Annotated in this window: 11 protein-coding genes; 6 read left to right on the top strand and 5 right to left on the bottom strand. The window is 66.7% G+C overall.

The window, feature by feature from the left end; all coding sequences use genetic code 11:
* Positions 1-53: 53 nt before the first annotated feature.
* Positions 54-1,811, top strand: coding sequence for a VRR-NUC domain-containing protein (locus BUE39_RS17360; protein ID WP_073429955.1), 1,758 nt, complete (start codon positions 54-56; stop codon positions 1,809-1,811).
* Positions 1,808-4,072: an ATP-dependent DNA helicase gene (locus BUE39_RS17355; protein WP_073429954.1), complete on the top strand. Its 2,265-nt coding sequence runs from the start codon at positions 1,808-1,810 to the stop codon at positions 4,070-4,072. The genes BUE39_RS17360 and BUE39_RS17355 overlap by 4 nt, the downstream gene beginning before the upstream one ends.
* A 76-nt stretch (positions 4,073-4,148) precedes the next feature.
* On the opposite strand, the gene BUE39_RS17350 is transcribed toward BUE39_RS17355, so the two are convergent.
* The 4 genes from BUE39_RS17350 to BUE39_RS17330 form a co-directional block, all read right to left on the bottom strand.
* On the bottom strand, positions 4,149-6,815 hold the full coding sequence (locus BUE39_RS17350; RefSeq protein WP_073429953.1) for a mechanosensitive ion channel family protein: 2,667 nt from the start codon (positions 6,813-6,815) through the stop codon (positions 4,149-4,151).
* A gap of 241 nt (positions 6,816-7,056) precedes the next feature.
* The gene (locus tag BUE39_RS17345; RefSeq protein WP_073429952.1) at positions 7,057-7,404 is read right to left on the bottom strand and encodes an NIPSNAP family protein; all 348 of its coding nucleotides are present in this window, start codon (positions 7,402-7,404) and stop codon (positions 7,057-7,059) included.
* A gap of 192 nt (positions 7,405-7,596) precedes the next feature.
* Positions 7,597-9,288, bottom strand: coding sequence for an MFS transporter (locus BUE39_RS17340; RefSeq protein WP_073429951.1), 1,692 nt, complete (start codon positions 9,286-9,288; stop codon positions 7,597-7,599).
* A 416-nt stretch (positions 9,289-9,704) separates the two neighbouring features.
* Positions 9,705-11,141 (bottom strand): sigma-54 dependent transcriptional regulator, encoded by a 1,437-nt coding sequence (locus BUE39_RS17330; RefSeq protein ID WP_073429950.1) that lies wholly within the window; start codon positions 11,139-11,141, stop codon positions 9,705-9,707.
* A 1,368-nt stretch (positions 11,142-12,509) separates the two neighbouring features.
* On the opposite strand from BUE39_RS17330, the gene BUE39_RS17325 reads away from it, so the two are divergent.
* The 4 genes from BUE39_RS17325 (at position 12,510) to BUE39_RS17310 (ending at position 15,601) form a co-directional block, all read left to right on the top strand.
* Positions 12,510-12,797: a hypothetical protein gene (locus tag BUE39_RS17325; protein WP_073429949.1), complete on the top strand. Its 288-nt coding sequence runs from the start codon at positions 12,510-12,512 to the stop codon at positions 12,795-12,797.
* 71 nt (positions 12,798-12,868) lie between these two features.
* The gene (locus BUE39_RS17320; protein WP_073429948.1) at positions 12,869-14,071 is read left to right on the top strand and encodes an AAA family ATPase; all 1,203 of its coding nucleotides are present in this window, start codon (positions 12,869-12,871) and stop codon (positions 14,069-14,071) included.
* Positions 14,072-14,148: 77 nt separating this feature from the next.
* Positions 14,149-14,628, top strand: a complete 480-nt coding sequence (locus tag BUE39_RS17315; RefSeq protein WP_073430014.1) for a nuclear transport factor 2 family protein — start codon at positions 14,149-14,151, stop codon at positions 14,626-14,628.
* Between the two features lie 94 nt (positions 14,629-14,722).
* Entirely contained in the window at positions 14,723-15,601 is an 879-nt protein-coding gene (locus tag BUE39_RS17310; protein ID WP_073429947.1) for a 2OG-Fe(II) oxygenase, read from the top strand.
* A gap of 33 nt (positions 15,602-15,634) precedes the next feature.
* On the opposite strand, the gene BUE39_RS17305 is transcribed toward BUE39_RS17310, so the two are convergent.
* Positions 15,635-16,069: a GNAT family N-acetyltransferase gene (locus BUE39_RS17305; protein ID WP_073429946.1), complete on the bottom strand. Its 435-nt coding sequence runs from the start codon at positions 16,067-16,069 to the stop codon at positions 15,635-15,637.
* Position 16,070 lies beyond the last annotated feature (1 nt).

Raw genomic sequence — 16,070 nt, 5'->3', positions numbered from 1 at the left:
GCCACGGACTTTGCTATGATCACTGTATAAACATACAGGTTCCGTGAAAGCCCGTGGCAACAGATGCCCCTTCAAACCCCCCTTACTACCTGCTGAACTTCGAGCGCGCGCTCGCGTGGCTCGCAGAGCGCTACGACGACCTGCTGGATGCGCACGAGCAGGCATTCCTGCGTGCTTTCGCCGCCTTGCCGCAAGCATCGCGCGCGTTGCTGGTGCGCATGCTGATGCGCAAGGGCACGCTCTTCCGCGCGAGCCGGCTGTCTTATGAAGAGATCGGCTGCCCGTTGCAGGCGGCCGCGCCGTTGGCGGCGCTCGGCTGGGTCGAGACCGAACCGCCGCTCACACTCGACGATCTGTTTGCGCTCACCACGCGCCCCGAGTTGCTGCTGATCTTCGCGGATGCCATCGCATGGGTGCCCGGCGCGAAAAACCTGCGCAAAGCGGATCTGCTGGAAGCGCTGCGACCGTTCCACCAAAACATAGACGACGAAGCACACGCGAGCACGGCGCAACCGCTGTCGATGTGGCACGACCAGACGACCGACCGCGTGCTGCAGGTCGCCATTGCGCCGCTTTGCGAGCGTCTGCGGCTGATGTTTTTCGGCAATCTGCAACAGAGCTGGTCGGAGTTCGTGCTGGCCGATCTCGGCGTGTTCCAGTACGAGAAGGTCGCGTTCGCGCCTTCGTCGCGAGCCTTCCAGCAACGCGCGGACGTCGACGCCTATCTGGCGCTGCATGCGTGCCGTGAAGCGCTCGAATGGCTGCTCATCGGCGAGACGGCGCCGCAAGCGATCGACGAACTGGTCGCCGCAGTCAGCGCGGTAGAAACCTCGAACCCCTGGCTGGAAACGCGTCGCGCGAAGCTGCTGTTTCGCATCGGCCAGCATTGCGAGCGCGAGCAGAACTGGCCCGCCGCGCTGGCCGTTTATGAGGTCTGCGCGTGGCCTGGTGCGCGTCATCGGCGCATGCGCGTGCTGGAGCGCAACGAACGCTTCGACGAAGCCTTCGCGCTGGCCGTGCATGCCGCCGCCGCGCCCGAAAGCGACGAAGAAGCGCAGCGCGTCGCGCGCATGCTGCCGCGTTTGCAACGCAAGCGCGGCGAGCGGGTCGACCGCGTGCCGGCCGCGCGGCCGGTCGAGCGCAGCACGCTCGTACTACCGAGGCCCGCGGCCGCGCAAGCGGTCGAATACGTCGCACGCGATCATCTGACTTCCGACGCCGCGCCGGTGCATTACGTCGAGAACGCGCTGATCAACTCGCTGTTCGGCCTGTTGTGCTGGGAGCCGGTGTTCGCAGCGTTGCCCGGCGCGTTTTTTCATCCGTTCCAGCGCGGTCCGGCCGACCTGCATGCGCCGGATTTTCATGCGCGTCGCGCGGACCGGTTCGCGGCGTGTCTCGCGCAACTGGAGAGCGGTGCGTATCGCGAAACGATTCTGCGGCATCTGCATGGCAAGGCGGGCGTGCAGTCACCGTTCGTGTTCTGGGGGCTGCTCACGCCGGAGCTCGTCGCGTTGGCGCTCGACTGTCTGCCGGCCGCGCATCTGAAGCTATGGTTCGAGCGGCTGTTGCGCGATATCCGCGGTAATCGTTCCGGTTTGCCGGATCTGATCCGTTTCTGGCCCGCCGAGCGCCGCTATGAACTGATCGAGGTGAAGGGACCCGGCGACCGCTTGCAGGACAACCAGATTCGCTGGCTCGCCTACTGCGCGCAGCACGGCATGCCGGTGCGCGTGCTCGACGTGCGTTGGGCCGATGAAGCCGTCGCGCAGAATGCAACCGAAGCAACGCCCGGCACGGAGGCTGCCGCATGACTTACGTGGTCGCCGTGCGGGCGATGTGCGAATTCACCGCGAGGCGCGGCGATCTCGATCTGCGCTTTACGCCCGCGCCCACGTCTCTCGAAGGCATGGCGGGCCACGTGACGGTCGCCGGGCGGCGCGCGAGCGGCTATGAAAGCGAGATCACGCTGACGGGCACGCATCGCGGCCTGACCGTGCGCGGCCGCGCCGACGGCTACGACCCGGCGGCGAACCGCCTGGAAGAGGTCAAGACCCATCGCGGCGCGCTCGAACGGATGCCCGCCAACCACCGCACGCTGCATTGGGCGCAAGCGCTCGTCTATGGTCATTTGCTGTGCCGCACGCGCGGGCTCGGCGAATTGACGGTGGCGTTGGTGTACTTCGACATAGGCACTCAGAAGGAAACGCTGCTGACGCAAACGCATACCGCGCGTGAACTGGAGGTTTTCTTCGTCGAACAGTGCGAGCGGTTTCTCGATTGGGCCGTGCAGGAAGAGGCGCATCGCGCGGCGCGCAACGCCGCGCTCGGCGCATTGCAATTTCCGCATGCGCGGTTTCGCAGCGGGCAGCGTGAACTGGCGGTGTCGGTGTATCGCTGCGCGCGCGACGGCAAGCCGCTGATGGCGCAGGCGCCCACCGGCATCGGCAAGACGCTCGCGACGATTTTTCCGTTGCTCAAGGCGTGTGCGTCGGAGCAGATCGACCGCGTCTTTTTCCTGACCGCGAAGACGCCGGGCCGCGCGCTGGCGCTGGATGCAATCGAGACCTTGCATCGAGGCGCCGAGCGCTTGCCGCTGCGAACGCTCGAACTCGTCGCGCGGGACAAAGCCTGCGAGCATCCCGACAAGGCTTGCAACGGCGATTCGTGTCCGCTTGCGCGCGGCTTCTACGACCGGCTCGATGCGGCGCGCGGCACGGCGCTGGCAGGGCCGCGGCTCGACCGCGCGGCGGTGCGCGAAGCGGCGCTCGCTCACGACGTCTGCCCGTACTATCTGGCGCAGGAACTGGCGCGCTGGGCCGACGTGGTGGTCGGCGATTACAACTACTACTACGACGGCAGCGCAATGCTGTACGCGCTCACGCAGATCAACCAGTGGCGCGTCGGCGTGCTCGTCGACGAGGCGCACAATCTGCTCGAGCGCGCCCGGCGAATGTATAGCGCGTCGCTCGATCAGGCGGCGTTCCGGCTCGCGCGCAAGACCGCGCCGGCCGTGTTGCGCAAGCCGCTCGAACGATTGCAACGCGAGTGGAACGCGCTCAGGCGCGCGCAGACCGACACGTACCAGGTCTATGCCGAGGTGCCCGGCAAACTGCTGTCGGCCGCGCAGAATCTGATCGGCGCGGTCGCCGATCAACTCGCCGAAGCGCCGCTTTCCATCGACGACGCGTCGCTGCGTTTTTTCTTCGACGCGATGCATTTCGTCGCGCTGGCCGAGCAATTCGGCGCGCATTCGATTTTCGACATCACGCTCGCCACGGATCGCCACGCTCCACGCGACAAGACCAGCGCCACGCTATGCGTGCGCAACGTGATCCCCGCGCCGTTTCTCGCGCCGCGTTATGCCGCCGCCCGTACCACGGTGATGTTTTCCGGCACGTTCAGTCCGCATCATTTCTATCGCGACACGCTGGGGCTGCCGGAGCAGACGCAATGGCTCGAAGTGGACGGGCCGTTTCGCGCCGAGCAGTTGCAGGTGCGCGTGGCCGCCAACGTGTCGACGCGCTGGCGCGACCGCGAGCGTTCGCTCGTGCCGATCGTCGAGTTGATCGCACGGCAGTACGCGGCGCAGCCGGGCAATTACCTCGGCTTTCTCAGCAGCTTCGAGTATCTGCAACAGGTGGTCGCGATGATGCGCGAGCGGCATCCGCAGTTGCCGGTGTGGGCGCAGGAACCGGGCATGGACGAAGCGGCGCGCGACGCGTTTCTCGCACGTTTTCGCACGATGCAACAGGGCGTCGGCTTTGCGGTACTCGGCGGCGCGTTTTCAGAAGGCGTCGATCTGGTCGGCCAGCAGTTGATCGGCGCGTTTATCGCGACGCTCGGCTTGCCGCAGATCAACGAGGTCAACGAGCAGATGCGGCGCACGATGGAAGCGAAGTTCGGCAACGGTTACGACTACATGTATCTGTATCCGGGCTTGCAGAAGGTCGTGCAGGCGGCAGGGCGGGTGATTCGCACGGAGCAGGATCGCGGCGTCGTGCATCTGATCGATGACCGGTATCGGCGGGCCGAGGTGCGCAGGTTGTTGCCGCGGTGGTGGGGGATGGGATAGCGTTTTTGGCCGTCGCAGCGCACGCGAAACCTTGCGCTGCGAACCCCTCGGGTTTCGATTCGTGCGCTTCTTCGGGTCATTCATGCGGCGACGTCGGCCCCGGATTGCCCGGCGTTCCCGGCCCGCCGGCCGGCTTGGGGTCCACCGGCAATTGGTCCTCCACCGGCGCGTCGGCCTTCCCGGCGGCCGCTTTCACCGAAGCGCCGGCAGCCGGCGTTTTGTTCGGTGTGTTGCTCGATGGCTTGTCGTCCGGCGCATCCTTCGGCTCGATTCTCGCCGGCGCGCTCCGCGCGTCCCACGTCAGCAAATTGCGTTGCGGATTCGCGATCACGATGCCGCGCGCGCTGAACTGGTCGACGATGCGCCGGTTGAACTCGCGCTGCACGCCCCAGCGCGCACTGTCGCGGCATTGCATCTGGCCCGCCAGCGTCACCGCCGAGCCGTCCACGGCATCCACGCCCCAGAAGCTGAAGTCCGACAGAATGCCGTCCTTGAATTTTTCGTCCTCGCGTAACGCGGCGCCGATTTCCTTGAGCGTGTCGATCGCCAGATCGACGTCCTGGCCGAACACGATGTTCACCTTCACCGCGGCATTGCCGAGCCCGCGGTTGGTGTTGTTGACCGTCGATACCGAGCTGAACGGCACCGTGTACAGCGAACCGTCGCCGCCGCGTAGCCGCACCGTGCGGATCGACAGATATTCGACGGTGCCCGACACGCCCGCGAGCGTGACCCAGTCGCCGACCTGCATCGCGTTTTCCATCAACAGGAAAATGCCGGTGATGAAATCCTGCACGAGTTTTTGCGAGCCGAAACCGAGCGCCACGCCGAAGATGCTCGCGCCCGCCAGCAGCGGCCCGATGTTCACGCCGAGTTGGCTCAGGCCGGTGAGCGCGACCACCAGCGCGATCGCGCAGAACAGCGCGCTGCGCAGCATCGGCAGCAAGGTGCGCAGGCGCGCGGCGCGCACCAGGTCGCCGCTGGTGGTCCAGCGGTCCAGCCGCCGTTCCACCGATACGTTGACGCTTTCCCACACCAGCAGCGCGATCACGGCGGCCACGCCGATCGTGGCGAGCGCCGAGGCGAGCCGATGCCCCACGGTGCCGTTGCGGAACAGATCGCCGACGTCCACGCCCCACACCTGCAACAGCGCCAGCACGGTGGCCACGCCGACGATCCACGAGACGATGCGCCGCATCAGCGGGTAGTAGCGATACGCGTGCCGATGCACGAGCGACTTCTCCGCGTCGTCCTGCGCATCGAAGAAGCGGGCCAGCCCGCCGAAGATCACGATCGACACGACCCGCGCACCCACCAGCACGGCCAGCGACAGGCCGCCCAGATGCAGCAGCGTTTGATAGCCGTTCCGCACGTCGAGCGCCCAGATGAACCACAGCGCCATCACGACGAATACCGCGAGCCACGCCCACGCATCCGCGAGGGCATTGCCGAACATCCGCAGCGATTCGCGCGCGGCGAAGCGCTGGCGGATCAGTTCGCCGACCGGCTTCGCGCATTGCAGGATCAGGATCGAGATCAGGATGTGGCCGGCGAGCGCGACCACTTTCATCAGCGCGAGATGCGCCGCATCGTTCAACCCGAGCGACCGGGCGATCTCCGCGAGCGCCGAACCCGCGCCGATCACGCTGACGATCCGCACGATCCAGCGGTGCATGAAGGCGGCCCACGCGTCGCTCATGCGCAACAGGCGCAAGCGCGGCGCGGCCGGTTGCAGAAAGGAGCCGCTGACGATCACGACCACGCGGCACAGCACGTAGATGTCGATCAGCGGCTCGAGTGCGCGGTCTTGCGGCGAGCCGTCGTCGATCAGGATCGACATCAGCGCGCTCGCCGCGCCGACGAACACCGCGAGCGGCACCAGCCGCAGCGCCATGCTCAACAGCGCGCGCGGCAGGCGCTGCAGGAGCGTCCAGTGATGCACCGCCTTCTGTTTGCCTTTGGCCTGGATGGCATCGTCCCTGGGCGAAGCGGCGGGGGATGCGCCGGCCTTCATCGCTTCTGCTTTTATCCGGGCCTCGGTCTCAGCTTCCGACGCGGACGAAGCGGGCAGCGGCGGCGCGGCGTTCGGCGCATCGGCGGGCTGCGGCCTGACATCGACGGGCAGGTCGGCTTGCGGCGCGTCGTCCTGATCGCTCTGTTCGCGGCGCGCGGCGATCGCCCGATAGGTGCGCCGCAACAGCCGCCGCGCGAGCCATTCCAGCACGAGCGCGGGCACCAGCGCGGCAAGCAGCGACCACGCGACGTGAACCAGCGTGCTGCGCGCCTGCGAGCTGGTCGATTGCCAGTTCCACCAGGCGCGCACCGAGGCGACGTCGAGCAGCGCCGCGACCGAACTGCGCAGCGAGGCGCCAAGGTGGACCGCCCAATGCGCGCCTTGACGGGCCAGTTGCGAGGCCAGTCCATTGGACTTGAAGGCGGCTGGAACAAGGGCGGCGGCACCGCTTGCCGCAGCCGGCGCGGAGGCGCCCGATGCCCCCGCCGCGGCGGCGGGCGGTGCGCTCAGGGCGCCGGCTGCGGCGATGGCTTGCAGCGTATCGGCGACCTGCGCGCGGCGTTTGGGATCGTTGAGGACGGCGAGGGCCTGGCGGGCCTGCTCGGGCGTCAGCGTGACCGCCGCGCCGGAGGCCTCGGAGGCGGGCGCGGCTTGCACCAGCGCGGCGACGGCCGGCGAAGCGCCGACGACCAGAACAATGAAAAACCAGACGTGAAGTAGTTTGCGCATAGGGTGCAAGGCGGGAGGCAAGGTGCGGGCGGCGGTGCCGCGACACGAGGACCGGTTCGGCGGGGTGATGATGAACCGACACCTTTTTGGTCGTACAAGTTCCTCGATGGGACGTCCTGGGTCCCGCCGTTCTGCCGGCCTGTCGAGCGCAAGCACCGGTAGCAGAAAGCTTGCCTGTCAAACCGCACTGGCGCGAATGCGCCTGGGATGCGCGGCGCACGCGCGTCCCCGCCGCGCGTGCTTAGGCCGCCCCGGCCTCGCGAACCGGCGCCACGCCGAGCGTGCCCTCCACCACCTCGGTGAAAGTCCGCTCCTCGCGCAAGATGAAACGCCTGGTCTGTGCGAACCTGAAATTCTCGCGTGCTTCGTCGTCGGTTCGCAGCCTTGCGCGATAGGTCTCGTAGGCCGCGAGGCTGTCGAATGCGACCAGGCCCCAGGCGATGTCGTTGGTGCCTTCGTGCGGCAGGAAATAGCCGATCAGATGACCGCCGCAGCGCGGAATAATGCGCCCCCAGTTGCGCGCGTATTCGTCGAAGGCATCGCGCTGGAATGGATCGATCTGATAGCGGACGAAACAGGTCAGCGTCATGTGAAAACCCTGGTCGAGTGAGGGTGGGTGGAAGTGGCCTGAACGGGCACCGGTACGCCAGTATGGCGACTCATCGAGCGTGACGTTTCACTGCTTTCTGAAGTGTGGGCTGGCGTGGTGCGTTGATCGTTGCTCGCTGCCCGCACCACGCACCACGCAACACAAACAGCGCCGCGTCTCGATGCTCGCGCTTCAGCGCGCATGCGGCGCGGCCGCTTTGCCGCTCGTCTTGCGGATCGTCCACACCGCCAGCGCCGCGCCGGCCAACGCGCACACCGCCGATACCAGCGCAACCGCCTGCAACGCCGCCGCGAGCGCATCGGCTTGAGCGCGCGTCACCTCGGCCCGCATGGCGGCGTTCGGCGCAGCCGTTGCGCGGGCCGTCGGCGGCGCGGCCATGCCGATCTGCGTGAGCCGTGCCGCCTCGCGGACGTCTCGCGGCGCATGCAATTCATCGAGCCGCGTCCCGAGCGCGGCATCGTGCGACCACACGAACACGATGCCCAGCACTGCGATCGCCAGCAGGCTCGCCACCCGCGCTACCGCGTTATTGATGCCCGACGCGACGCCGGTACGCGCGGCGGACACCGACGTCATCACCGTGGTCGTCAACGGCGCGACGGTGATCGTCATGCCGAGCCCCAGTACGGCGAGCGCCGGAAACAGGCCGCGCCAGTATCCGTCGCGCATCCAGGGCAGCGCGAACATCGCGAAACCGAGTGCGGCGATCATCGGGCCGACGCTCAGCAGGACGCGCGCCCCGTAGCGACCCGTCAGACCGCCCGTGAAGCGCGACAGCAGGCCGATCGTCACCGGCACCGGCAGCAATGCCGCGCCCGCCTGGGTCGCGCTGTAGCCTTCGGCGCGGATCAGCGTGAACGGCAGGAAGAACAGCGCGCCGCTCAGGCCGAAATAGAGCAGCAGCGTGACGAGATTCGCGCCGACGAAATCGCGTGAACGGAACACGTCGAGCGGCACCATCGGATTGCGGCTGTTGGCTTCGAGCGCGACGAAGCCGGCCAGCACCAGCACGCCGCCAAGGATCGACGCCAGCACCCAGCCGTCGCCGAAGCCGCGCGTCGACGCGAGGGTGAGTCCGTAGGTCAGCCCGGCGAGCCCCGCGGTTGCCGTGACCGCGCCCGGCCAGTCGAGCCGCGGCGGCGTTTCGCCGATACGTCGCCCGTGCGCGCGGGTTTGGCCGTCGTCCTCCTGGCGGCTGTCGGGCACGGCGACAAGCGCCAGTGCGACGGTCGCGCAGGCGATCGGCACATTCAGAAAGAAGATGGCGCGCCACGAGAACGCGTCGACGAGCCAGCCGCCCGCCACCGGCCCGAGCGCCGACGTGATCGAGCCGACGCCCGCCCATGTGCCGATCGCCCGGCCGCGCTCCGCGTCGTCGAACACCGCGCCGATGATGGCGAGGCTGCTCGGCACCAGCAGCGCCGCGCCGATGCCTTGCACCGCGCGCGCCGCGATCAGCGAGCCGGCGCCCGGCGCGAGTCCGCAGCCGATCGACGCCAGCGTGAAGAGGCTGATCCCGGCGACGAACACGGTGCGCCGGCCGAGCTTGTCGCCGAGCGAGCCGCCCACCAGCACCAGCGCGCCGAGAAACAGGAGATACGCGTTGACGACCCACTGGATCGCCGCGACGCTGGCGTGCAGTTCGGTCTGAATCGAAGGTAATGCGACGTTGACCACCGAGCCGTCGATGAACGCCATGCTGGAGCCGAGGATGGTCGCGGCCAGCGCGAGCTTCTTGCGCCGGCTTGGGCGGCCGGAGCCCGCGGGCTGCGCGCGGATCACGAGGGCATCGCACGGACTGGCCTGAGCGGGATGGGCGGAGGAGTGGCGGTGCGCGCGCGCCGCGATGTGCTGATCGGCCAAGTCCGCTCCCGTCTGGATGAACGGCTTTCAGCATAGCAACGCCAGGAGGGATCCGATAGGCGCGCGAGGCCTGCGTGGTCGGGAAAGGCCGGGCAACCCGGCAACCGGCAACCGCAACGGGAAGCCGCAATCGGCAACGGCAACGGCAACCGGCAACCGGCAACGGCAACCGGCAACGGCAACCGGCAACCGGCAACCGGCAACCGGCAACCGGCAACCGGCAACCGGCAACCGGCAACCGGCAACCGGCAACCGGCAACCGGCAACCGCAACTCGCAGCTCGCAACTCGCAGCTCGCAACTCGCAACTCGCAACTCGCAACTCGCAACCGCAACCGCAACCCCGGCAAGCCAGCTCACGCCGTGACGGGTCCCACATCCCCCACAAAACCAGTTCAGGCGCGCGGCGCTCCGAGTTCAAGCGAGCGAATGCGCCCGCCGCTCGGCCTCGTCGTCGGCGCCTGTGCCGCCGCTGCCGTTCAACGCGCGCGAGGCCGCCGGTTCCTGATGCAGCCGGTTCGCATGCATCAGCCGATACAGCGTTGCCCGTGAAATGCCCAGTTCGGCGGCGGCCTCGGACAACTTGTAGCCGTGCCGCTGCAAGGCATGCTCGATCGCATCTTTTTCGGCTTTGCTGCGGATTTCGGCCAGCGTCACGGCGGGCGCGTTGTCGGCCTCGGGCAAGCCGAGGTCGCCCGCGGTAATGAAGCGCCCCTCGCTCATCACGACGGCGCGGCGCACGCAATTGATCAGCTCGCGCACGTTGCCCGGCCACGGATAGTTCGACATCGCGACGATCGCGTCGCTCGACAGCCCGCGCAGTTTGCGCGCGCCGTCCTGCTTGTACATGCTGAGCGCATAGTTGGCGAGCAGCTTGATGTCGCCGCCACGCTCGCGCAACGGCGGCTCCACGAGGCGCAGCACGCACAGGCGGTGATACAGGTCGGAGCGGAACCGGCCGTCCTCGACCGCTTTGTCCAGGTCGACGTGGGTCGCCGAAATGACCCGAGCATCGACGTTGATCACGGCGTTGCCGCCCAGCCTCTCGATGGTGCCTTCCTGCAGGAAGCGCAGCAGCACCGCCTGGCACTCGTGCGGCATGTCGCCGATTTCATCGAGAAAGAGCGTGCCTTCGTGCGCGCTCTCGATCCGGCCGATCTTGCGCTGAAGCGCGCCGGTGAAGGCGCCGCGTTCGTGGCCGAACAGTTCCGCTTGCAGCAGGCTAGGCGGAATCGCCGCGCAATTGATCGCGACGAACGGGCGGCCCGCGCGCGGCGAGCGGTCGTGAATGGCCCGCGCGGTCAGTTCCTTGCCGGTGCCGGACTCGCCGGCGACGAACACCGGCGCCTCGGTCACCGCGCACTTGTCGATGCGGCGGTACAACTGCTGCATTGCCTCGCATTGTCCGACCATGCCGTGCCGGCCGAGCGACGGCTCCGGCGCGACCTCCACATGCCGCAAGTTCGACAGCCCATGCGCGTGGCCGAGCGCGAACACGAGCCGCTCGTTCAGCCAGGGCCGCGTGACGAAATCGAAGCAATAGTCGAGGATGAAGCGGCCGACCAGTTCATTGTCGGCCTGCCCCGGCGCGATCTGGGCGACCCAGTTGGTTTCGACGCGGCGCATGCATGACGCGAGCGCGGACAGATGCTGGGATGTGCAGTTGCCGGGTAATTCGACGAGGCCGACCTTGATGTTGCCGCGTTCGATCATGCGCTCGGCGGCGGCCGCGGTCTTGGCGTGCACGGCATGCCAGCCGGACGCGGCGAGGAAGTCCGCGAGTTTTTGATCGGGCAAGCTCGACACATAGAGAACGGTGCGTTCGGTGTCGACAGGTGTGCCAGTCGTGTTCATGTTACCCCCGGTTCGATGCTGCTCTCAGCACTGCAGTTCGGCCTACTCGCCAGGCCGGCAAGCGCGCCGATCCTCGGCCAACCAAGCTAGCCCGCTTCCGCGTGAACGGACCCGGGCATGGATTTTCGTCACGGCGATCGAGCCCGGTTGCGGGCAGCCCGGCGGTGACGGATTCACGGTAGCGGCAATGGCGGGGGCGTGATGCGTGCGGCATGAGCCGCGAGGTGCTACGCGTCGGGCGGACAGCGGAACAGCGGTCGTGCTGGCTCCTGCCCGGCGTTTTCATCCCCGAATCACTACAACCGATTCTTGACCTCGTTAACCTCGTTGATCTGATACAGGCGCTCTAGGCGGCGCGTGACTTAACCATAAGCGAAAGATCATTCGAATGCCATACAAACAAATAGGGATTCAGAAAGGATTTTTCGCGCCGATGTTGTCTGTGGCGCCGCTCGACGATAGCCGGCCAAATTCGTTATGAGCGCTATCGCACACATCGCGGCAGGTCGCCTTGCGGCATGGCGAAACCGACCTGGCGTCCAGCCATGCGCCGTGTCTCAAGCGTGCGACATATCGGGCCGCCTGCTCCGCTAGCGTTGAATGCCCACCCGCATCGGCACGAATGACCGACGCTTGCGGTCCAGGTCTGCTGCAAGCGGGCTGGCGCGCCGCCGCCGGAGACCCTGGCGTGCCAGGTTCATGCGCAACGCTTCGACGGAGGACTCAATCGTGTGTCGAATACGAATCAACGGCGGCCGGAAGGGGCGGCCCGGCCGTCTGCGCCGCGGTGCGGATCGCCGTGCGACAAGGCTTTCGACCCGCATGGCATGGGCGTTGCACTAAGCGATTCACAGCGAAAGCATTGCCGCCCGATGTGACGCACGGGGAAGCAGCGGTTGGAGCAGACCGGCGGCAAATAAAGACTTCGCAAGCGCGGCCGGGGAAGCCAGTGCGTTTTGCGAGGGTGCGGCGGGGCCATTGAAAAACGGATGTCAATAAAGCGGGGCGAACTGCCGATATACAGATATCGGTCGTTCGCGAACGGACAACGTGAACGCGGCCCCGCCACTTTTTTCGTCCGACTGGATGGAACCGAAGTTGCAGCCGACGTTGAAGCCGTAGTTGAAGCCGCAGTTGAAACAATAACGACAGGCATCGCGCTCATGCGGTTCGCGATCGATGCATGGAACAGGGAAGGGGCAGCGCTCGGCCAGGACCAGCCGGCGCGAGGAAGCGGGGAGAACGGGCCAGGAGCCTTCATAGAGAGGCGCGTGTTACGAGCTGAACCGGGCGCCGTGCCGCGCATTTGCGCGAGCACGGTCCACCCGCAAACGGCCCCGGGAAGGGGGCAACACATTGGGGGTTGTCATGAACAGACTGACCAGCAAGCCGACCATCGCATCGTCGTTGGACCGTCAAGCCACGGTGCGTACCGCTGATGTCCGCTATCAACGGCATGTGGCGCCGCCACGCGCGCTGTTCGCCACGCCTTCGATCGATCTGCAGACGCTCGTGATCGCCGACGCGCTCAAGCGCAAGGCTCAGGCGGAGATTCAGCGCGAGGCGCTGCGCGACGCGATGTTCGAGATGCCGGCGTCGCCCGAATGGACGCGCGATCGCGAGGCGGGCATTCAGCCATCCGATTTCGAAGACTGAAGTGCTTACGCGTCGATCGTGATCGGCGTGGCATCGTCAACCGAACGGCGTTAGACCGGAGGAGACCCCGCATGATCGACGTCTTTCTGCTTTCGTCCAGCACGGAACGCGCGCCGCACATCATCGCGCGCCTCGACGAAAGCGGCGTGCCGTACCGGCTGCGCGCGGCGCACGGCACGGCGCGGCAACTGCGCGTGCACGCCCGCGCGATCAGAAGCGCCGATCTGCTGATCGTCGACGACGTGCATCTGGGCGCGCGCGAACTGGACGGCGTCGAGGAAGCGCTGGCCTGCACCCCGACCTTGCATTGCATGCTGGTGACGCCGGCGCCTCCGGCCGCCTTGCTTGCCGTGGCGGCGCGCATCGGCGTGCGGCATGTGCTGCCGTGGCCGCTCGACGCCCATCAGATCGCCGCCGCGCTCACCAGGATCGCCGCGAACAAGAACATGGATATGCGCCGCGCCGGACGCGTCGTCTCGCTTGCATCGAGCAAGGGCGGCAGCGGCACGACGCTGATCGCCGTGAATCTCGCTTACTCGCTCGCCGCGCCCGGCAACCGGCGCGTGCTGCTGATCGACCTGAGCCAGCAGTTCGCCGATGCGAGCCTGCTCGTGGCCGACAAACCGCCGCCCATCACGCTCGCCGATTTGTGCTCGCGGATCGAGTTCCTTGACGCCGCCTTGTTCGAATCATGCGTGATGCATGTGCACGCGAACCTCGACGTGCTCGCGGGCGCGGGCGATCCGCTCAAGGCCGCGGAGTTGCTGCCCGCGCAACTGGAGCGCATCCTCGCGCTGGTGCGCGAACGTTACGACGCGGTGCTGATCGACGTCGGGCAAAGCCTCAATCCGCTGACGATCCGCGCACTCGACGCGAGCGATGCGATCTGCATGGTGGTGCGGCAGAATCTGCTCTACCTGCACGGCGGCCGACGCATGCTCGACATCTTCAAGGAACTGGGTTATCCGGCCAGCAAGGTGCGGGTGGTGGTGAATCAATACGACAAGAACGCGCCGATCAACCTGCCGACACTCGAACACACGCTCGGCGCGAAGGTCGCGCATCAGCTTCCGCGTGACGACCGGCAGGCCAACGAGGCGCTCAACCGCGGCGTGCCGCTCGTGACGTCGGCGAAAGACAGCGCGCTGGCGCGCGGCATCGGGCTGCTTGCCGACATGCTGTGGCCGGCCGCCGCCGAGCGCCGCAAAGGCGTGCTCGGCCGTTTGCTTCCGATATCGCCGGGCTTGCCGCGGCGGTTCAAGCCGGGGCATTGAACGCATGGCGTCAGGTTGAATGCCTGCGCTTACAATGCGTTCATACGATCCCCGCAACCATGCTCTTCGACACAAAAATGAGTCACCCCAACACCGAATTGATCGAGCGTTTCTACACCGCCTTCCAGCGGCGCGACGCCGAAACCATGGTCGCCTGCTATGCCGACGACGCTGTTTTCAGCGACCCCGCATTCGGCGAGTTGCGCGGCGAGGAAGTGCGCGACATGTGGCGTCTGCTGGTTGCGCGCGCACAGGATTTCTCGCTGACCTTCGAGGGCGTCGACGCCGATGACACGAACGGTCGTGCCCATTGGACAGCCAGTTATGTATTCAGTCAGACGGGCCGCCCGGTGGTCAACCGGATCGACGCGCGTTTCGTGTTTCACGACGGACGCATCGTCGAGCATCGCGACACGTTCGATCTGTGGTCGTGGATGCGCCAGGCGATGGGCGTCAGAGGCACGCTGCTCGGCTGGTCGCCGTTGGTCCAACGGGCGATCAGGACGCAGGCGCGTCGAGGGCTCGATCTGTATCGGCGCAGGCAGCGCAGCGCCTGATACGACGGCCAGGCTTGCCACGCCTGGTGTTGCGCTTGCCACGCCGCAGCCAGTCGATGCAGTATTTTCGTCATCTGGACGAATGGGAGTTCCAATGCCCGTAGTCGATGCCGCATGGCAGGAATGGCTGGTCAGCAACGTCGCGCGCGGCTGCAGCATGGACTCGATGATCGACGCGATGGTGCAAGCCGGTTTTGCCGACGAGGCCGCGCGTGCCGCCGTGCACGCCGCGTTCGGCCGGAAAGCGGCGAACGCGGCGAACGTGGCCGCCGGCGCGAGCGAGGCCGTGCTGACGAAAGCCGCGCCGCACGCTTACCAATACGATCAGTCGCCGGTCGCGCGGGGCAACGTGATTCGCGCGCACGATCGCGACGTCCGCGTGCTGATGCGCTGCGAGCGCCCCGAGTTGATCGTGTTCGCGGATGTTCTTTCGCCCGACGAGTGCGGTGAGATGATCGAGCGCTCGCGGCATCGGTTGAAACGTTCGACGATTGTCGACCCGGCCACCGGCAGGGAAGACGTGATCCGCAACCGCACCAGCGAAGGCATCTGGTATCAACGTGGCGAGGACGCGTTCATCGAGCGGATCGAGCGGCGCATTTCGAACCTGATGAACTGGCCGGTCGAGAACGGCGAAGGACTGCAGATTCTGCGCTACGGCGCGACCGGCGAATACCGCCCGCATTTCGACTACTTTCCGCCCGATCAACCCGGCAGCGCGGTGCATACCGCGCAGGGCGGACAGCGCGTGGCGACGCTGGTGATCTATCTGAACGACGTGCCCGAAGGCGGCGAAACGATTTTTCCGGAAGCGCGCCTCTCGGTCGCGGCGAAGCAGGGCGGCGCGGTGTATTTCCGCTATATGAACGGCTCGCGTCAACTCGACCCGCTGACCTTGCACGGCGGCGCGCCGGTGCTCAGCGGCGAAAAATGGATCATGACGAAGTGGATGCGCGAGCGTGCTTATGGCTGATCTTTTTTCTACATTGCGCGGCGCTGCATGCGGTTATGCCGTCTTGTAGACGTCGGGATCGTGCAACTCCATATAACGCTCGGGGTTCGCCAGTTCACGGAAGCCGTGCGGCCTGTACACATGATGTGCGTCGGTCGTCACCAGCACGATTCTGCGTAGACCCGTGAGCGATGGGCTGGCGAAAACGTGCTTCATCAACGCCGACGCATAGCCCTTGCCGCGATAGTCCGGCAGCACGAAAACGTCGCACAGGTAGGCGAACGTCGCCTCGTCGGTGATCAGGCGCGCGAAGGCGATCTGCCTGCCGCCGACATAGCCGCCGAAACATAGCGAGCCCGCGATCGCACGCTCCAGCGTGTCGCGCGGCATGCCCTGCGCCCACGCTGTTTGCCGTGACAGGAATGCATGGATCATCTCGATGTCGAGGTCGGCCTTGTCGCTCGAAATCGTTAGTTCGGCTGCTTGCACG

This window comes from Paraburkholderia terricola (assembly GCF_900142195.1).
GTDB classification, from domain to species: Bacteria; Pseudomonadota; Gammaproteobacteria; order Burkholderiales; family Burkholderiaceae; genus Paraburkholderia; species Paraburkholderia terricola.
This window is presented reverse-complemented; position numbering and strand designations above follow the sequence as displayed.

Excerpts from the sequence above, each read along its gene's own strand:
- BUE39_RS17355 (WP_073429954.1), top strand. The coding sequence starts at position 1,808 with ATGACTTACGTGGTCGCCGTGCGGGCGATGTGCGAATTCACCGCGAGG.
- BUE39_RS17315 (WP_073430014.1), top strand. The coding sequence starts at position 14,149 with ATGAGTCACCCCAACACCGAATTGATCGAGCGTTTCTACACCGCCTTC.
- BUE39_RS17330 (WP_073429950.1), bottom strand. The coding sequence starts at position 11,141 with ATGAACACGACTGGCACACCTGTCGACACCGAACGCACCGTTCTCTAT.
- BUE39_RS17325 (WP_073429949.1), top strand. The coding sequence starts at position 12,510 with ATGAACAGACTGACCAGCAAGCCGACCATCGCATCGTCGTTGGACCGT.
- BUE39_RS17345 (WP_073429952.1), bottom strand. The coding sequence starts at position 7,404 with ATGACGCTGACCTGTTTCGTCCGCTATCAGATCGATCCATTCCAGCGC.
- BUE39_RS17320 (WP_073429948.1), top strand. The coding sequence starts at position 12,869 with ATGATCGACGTCTTTCTGCTTTCGTCCAGCACGGAACGCGCGCCGCAC.
- BUE39_RS17310 (WP_073429947.1), top strand. The coding sequence starts at position 14,723 with ATGCCCGTAGTCGATGCCGCATGGCAGGAATGGCTGGTCAGCAACGTC.
- BUE39_RS17350 (WP_073429953.1), bottom strand. The coding sequence starts at position 6,815 with ATGCGCAAACTACTTCACGTCTGGTTTTTCATTGTTCTGGTCGTCGGC.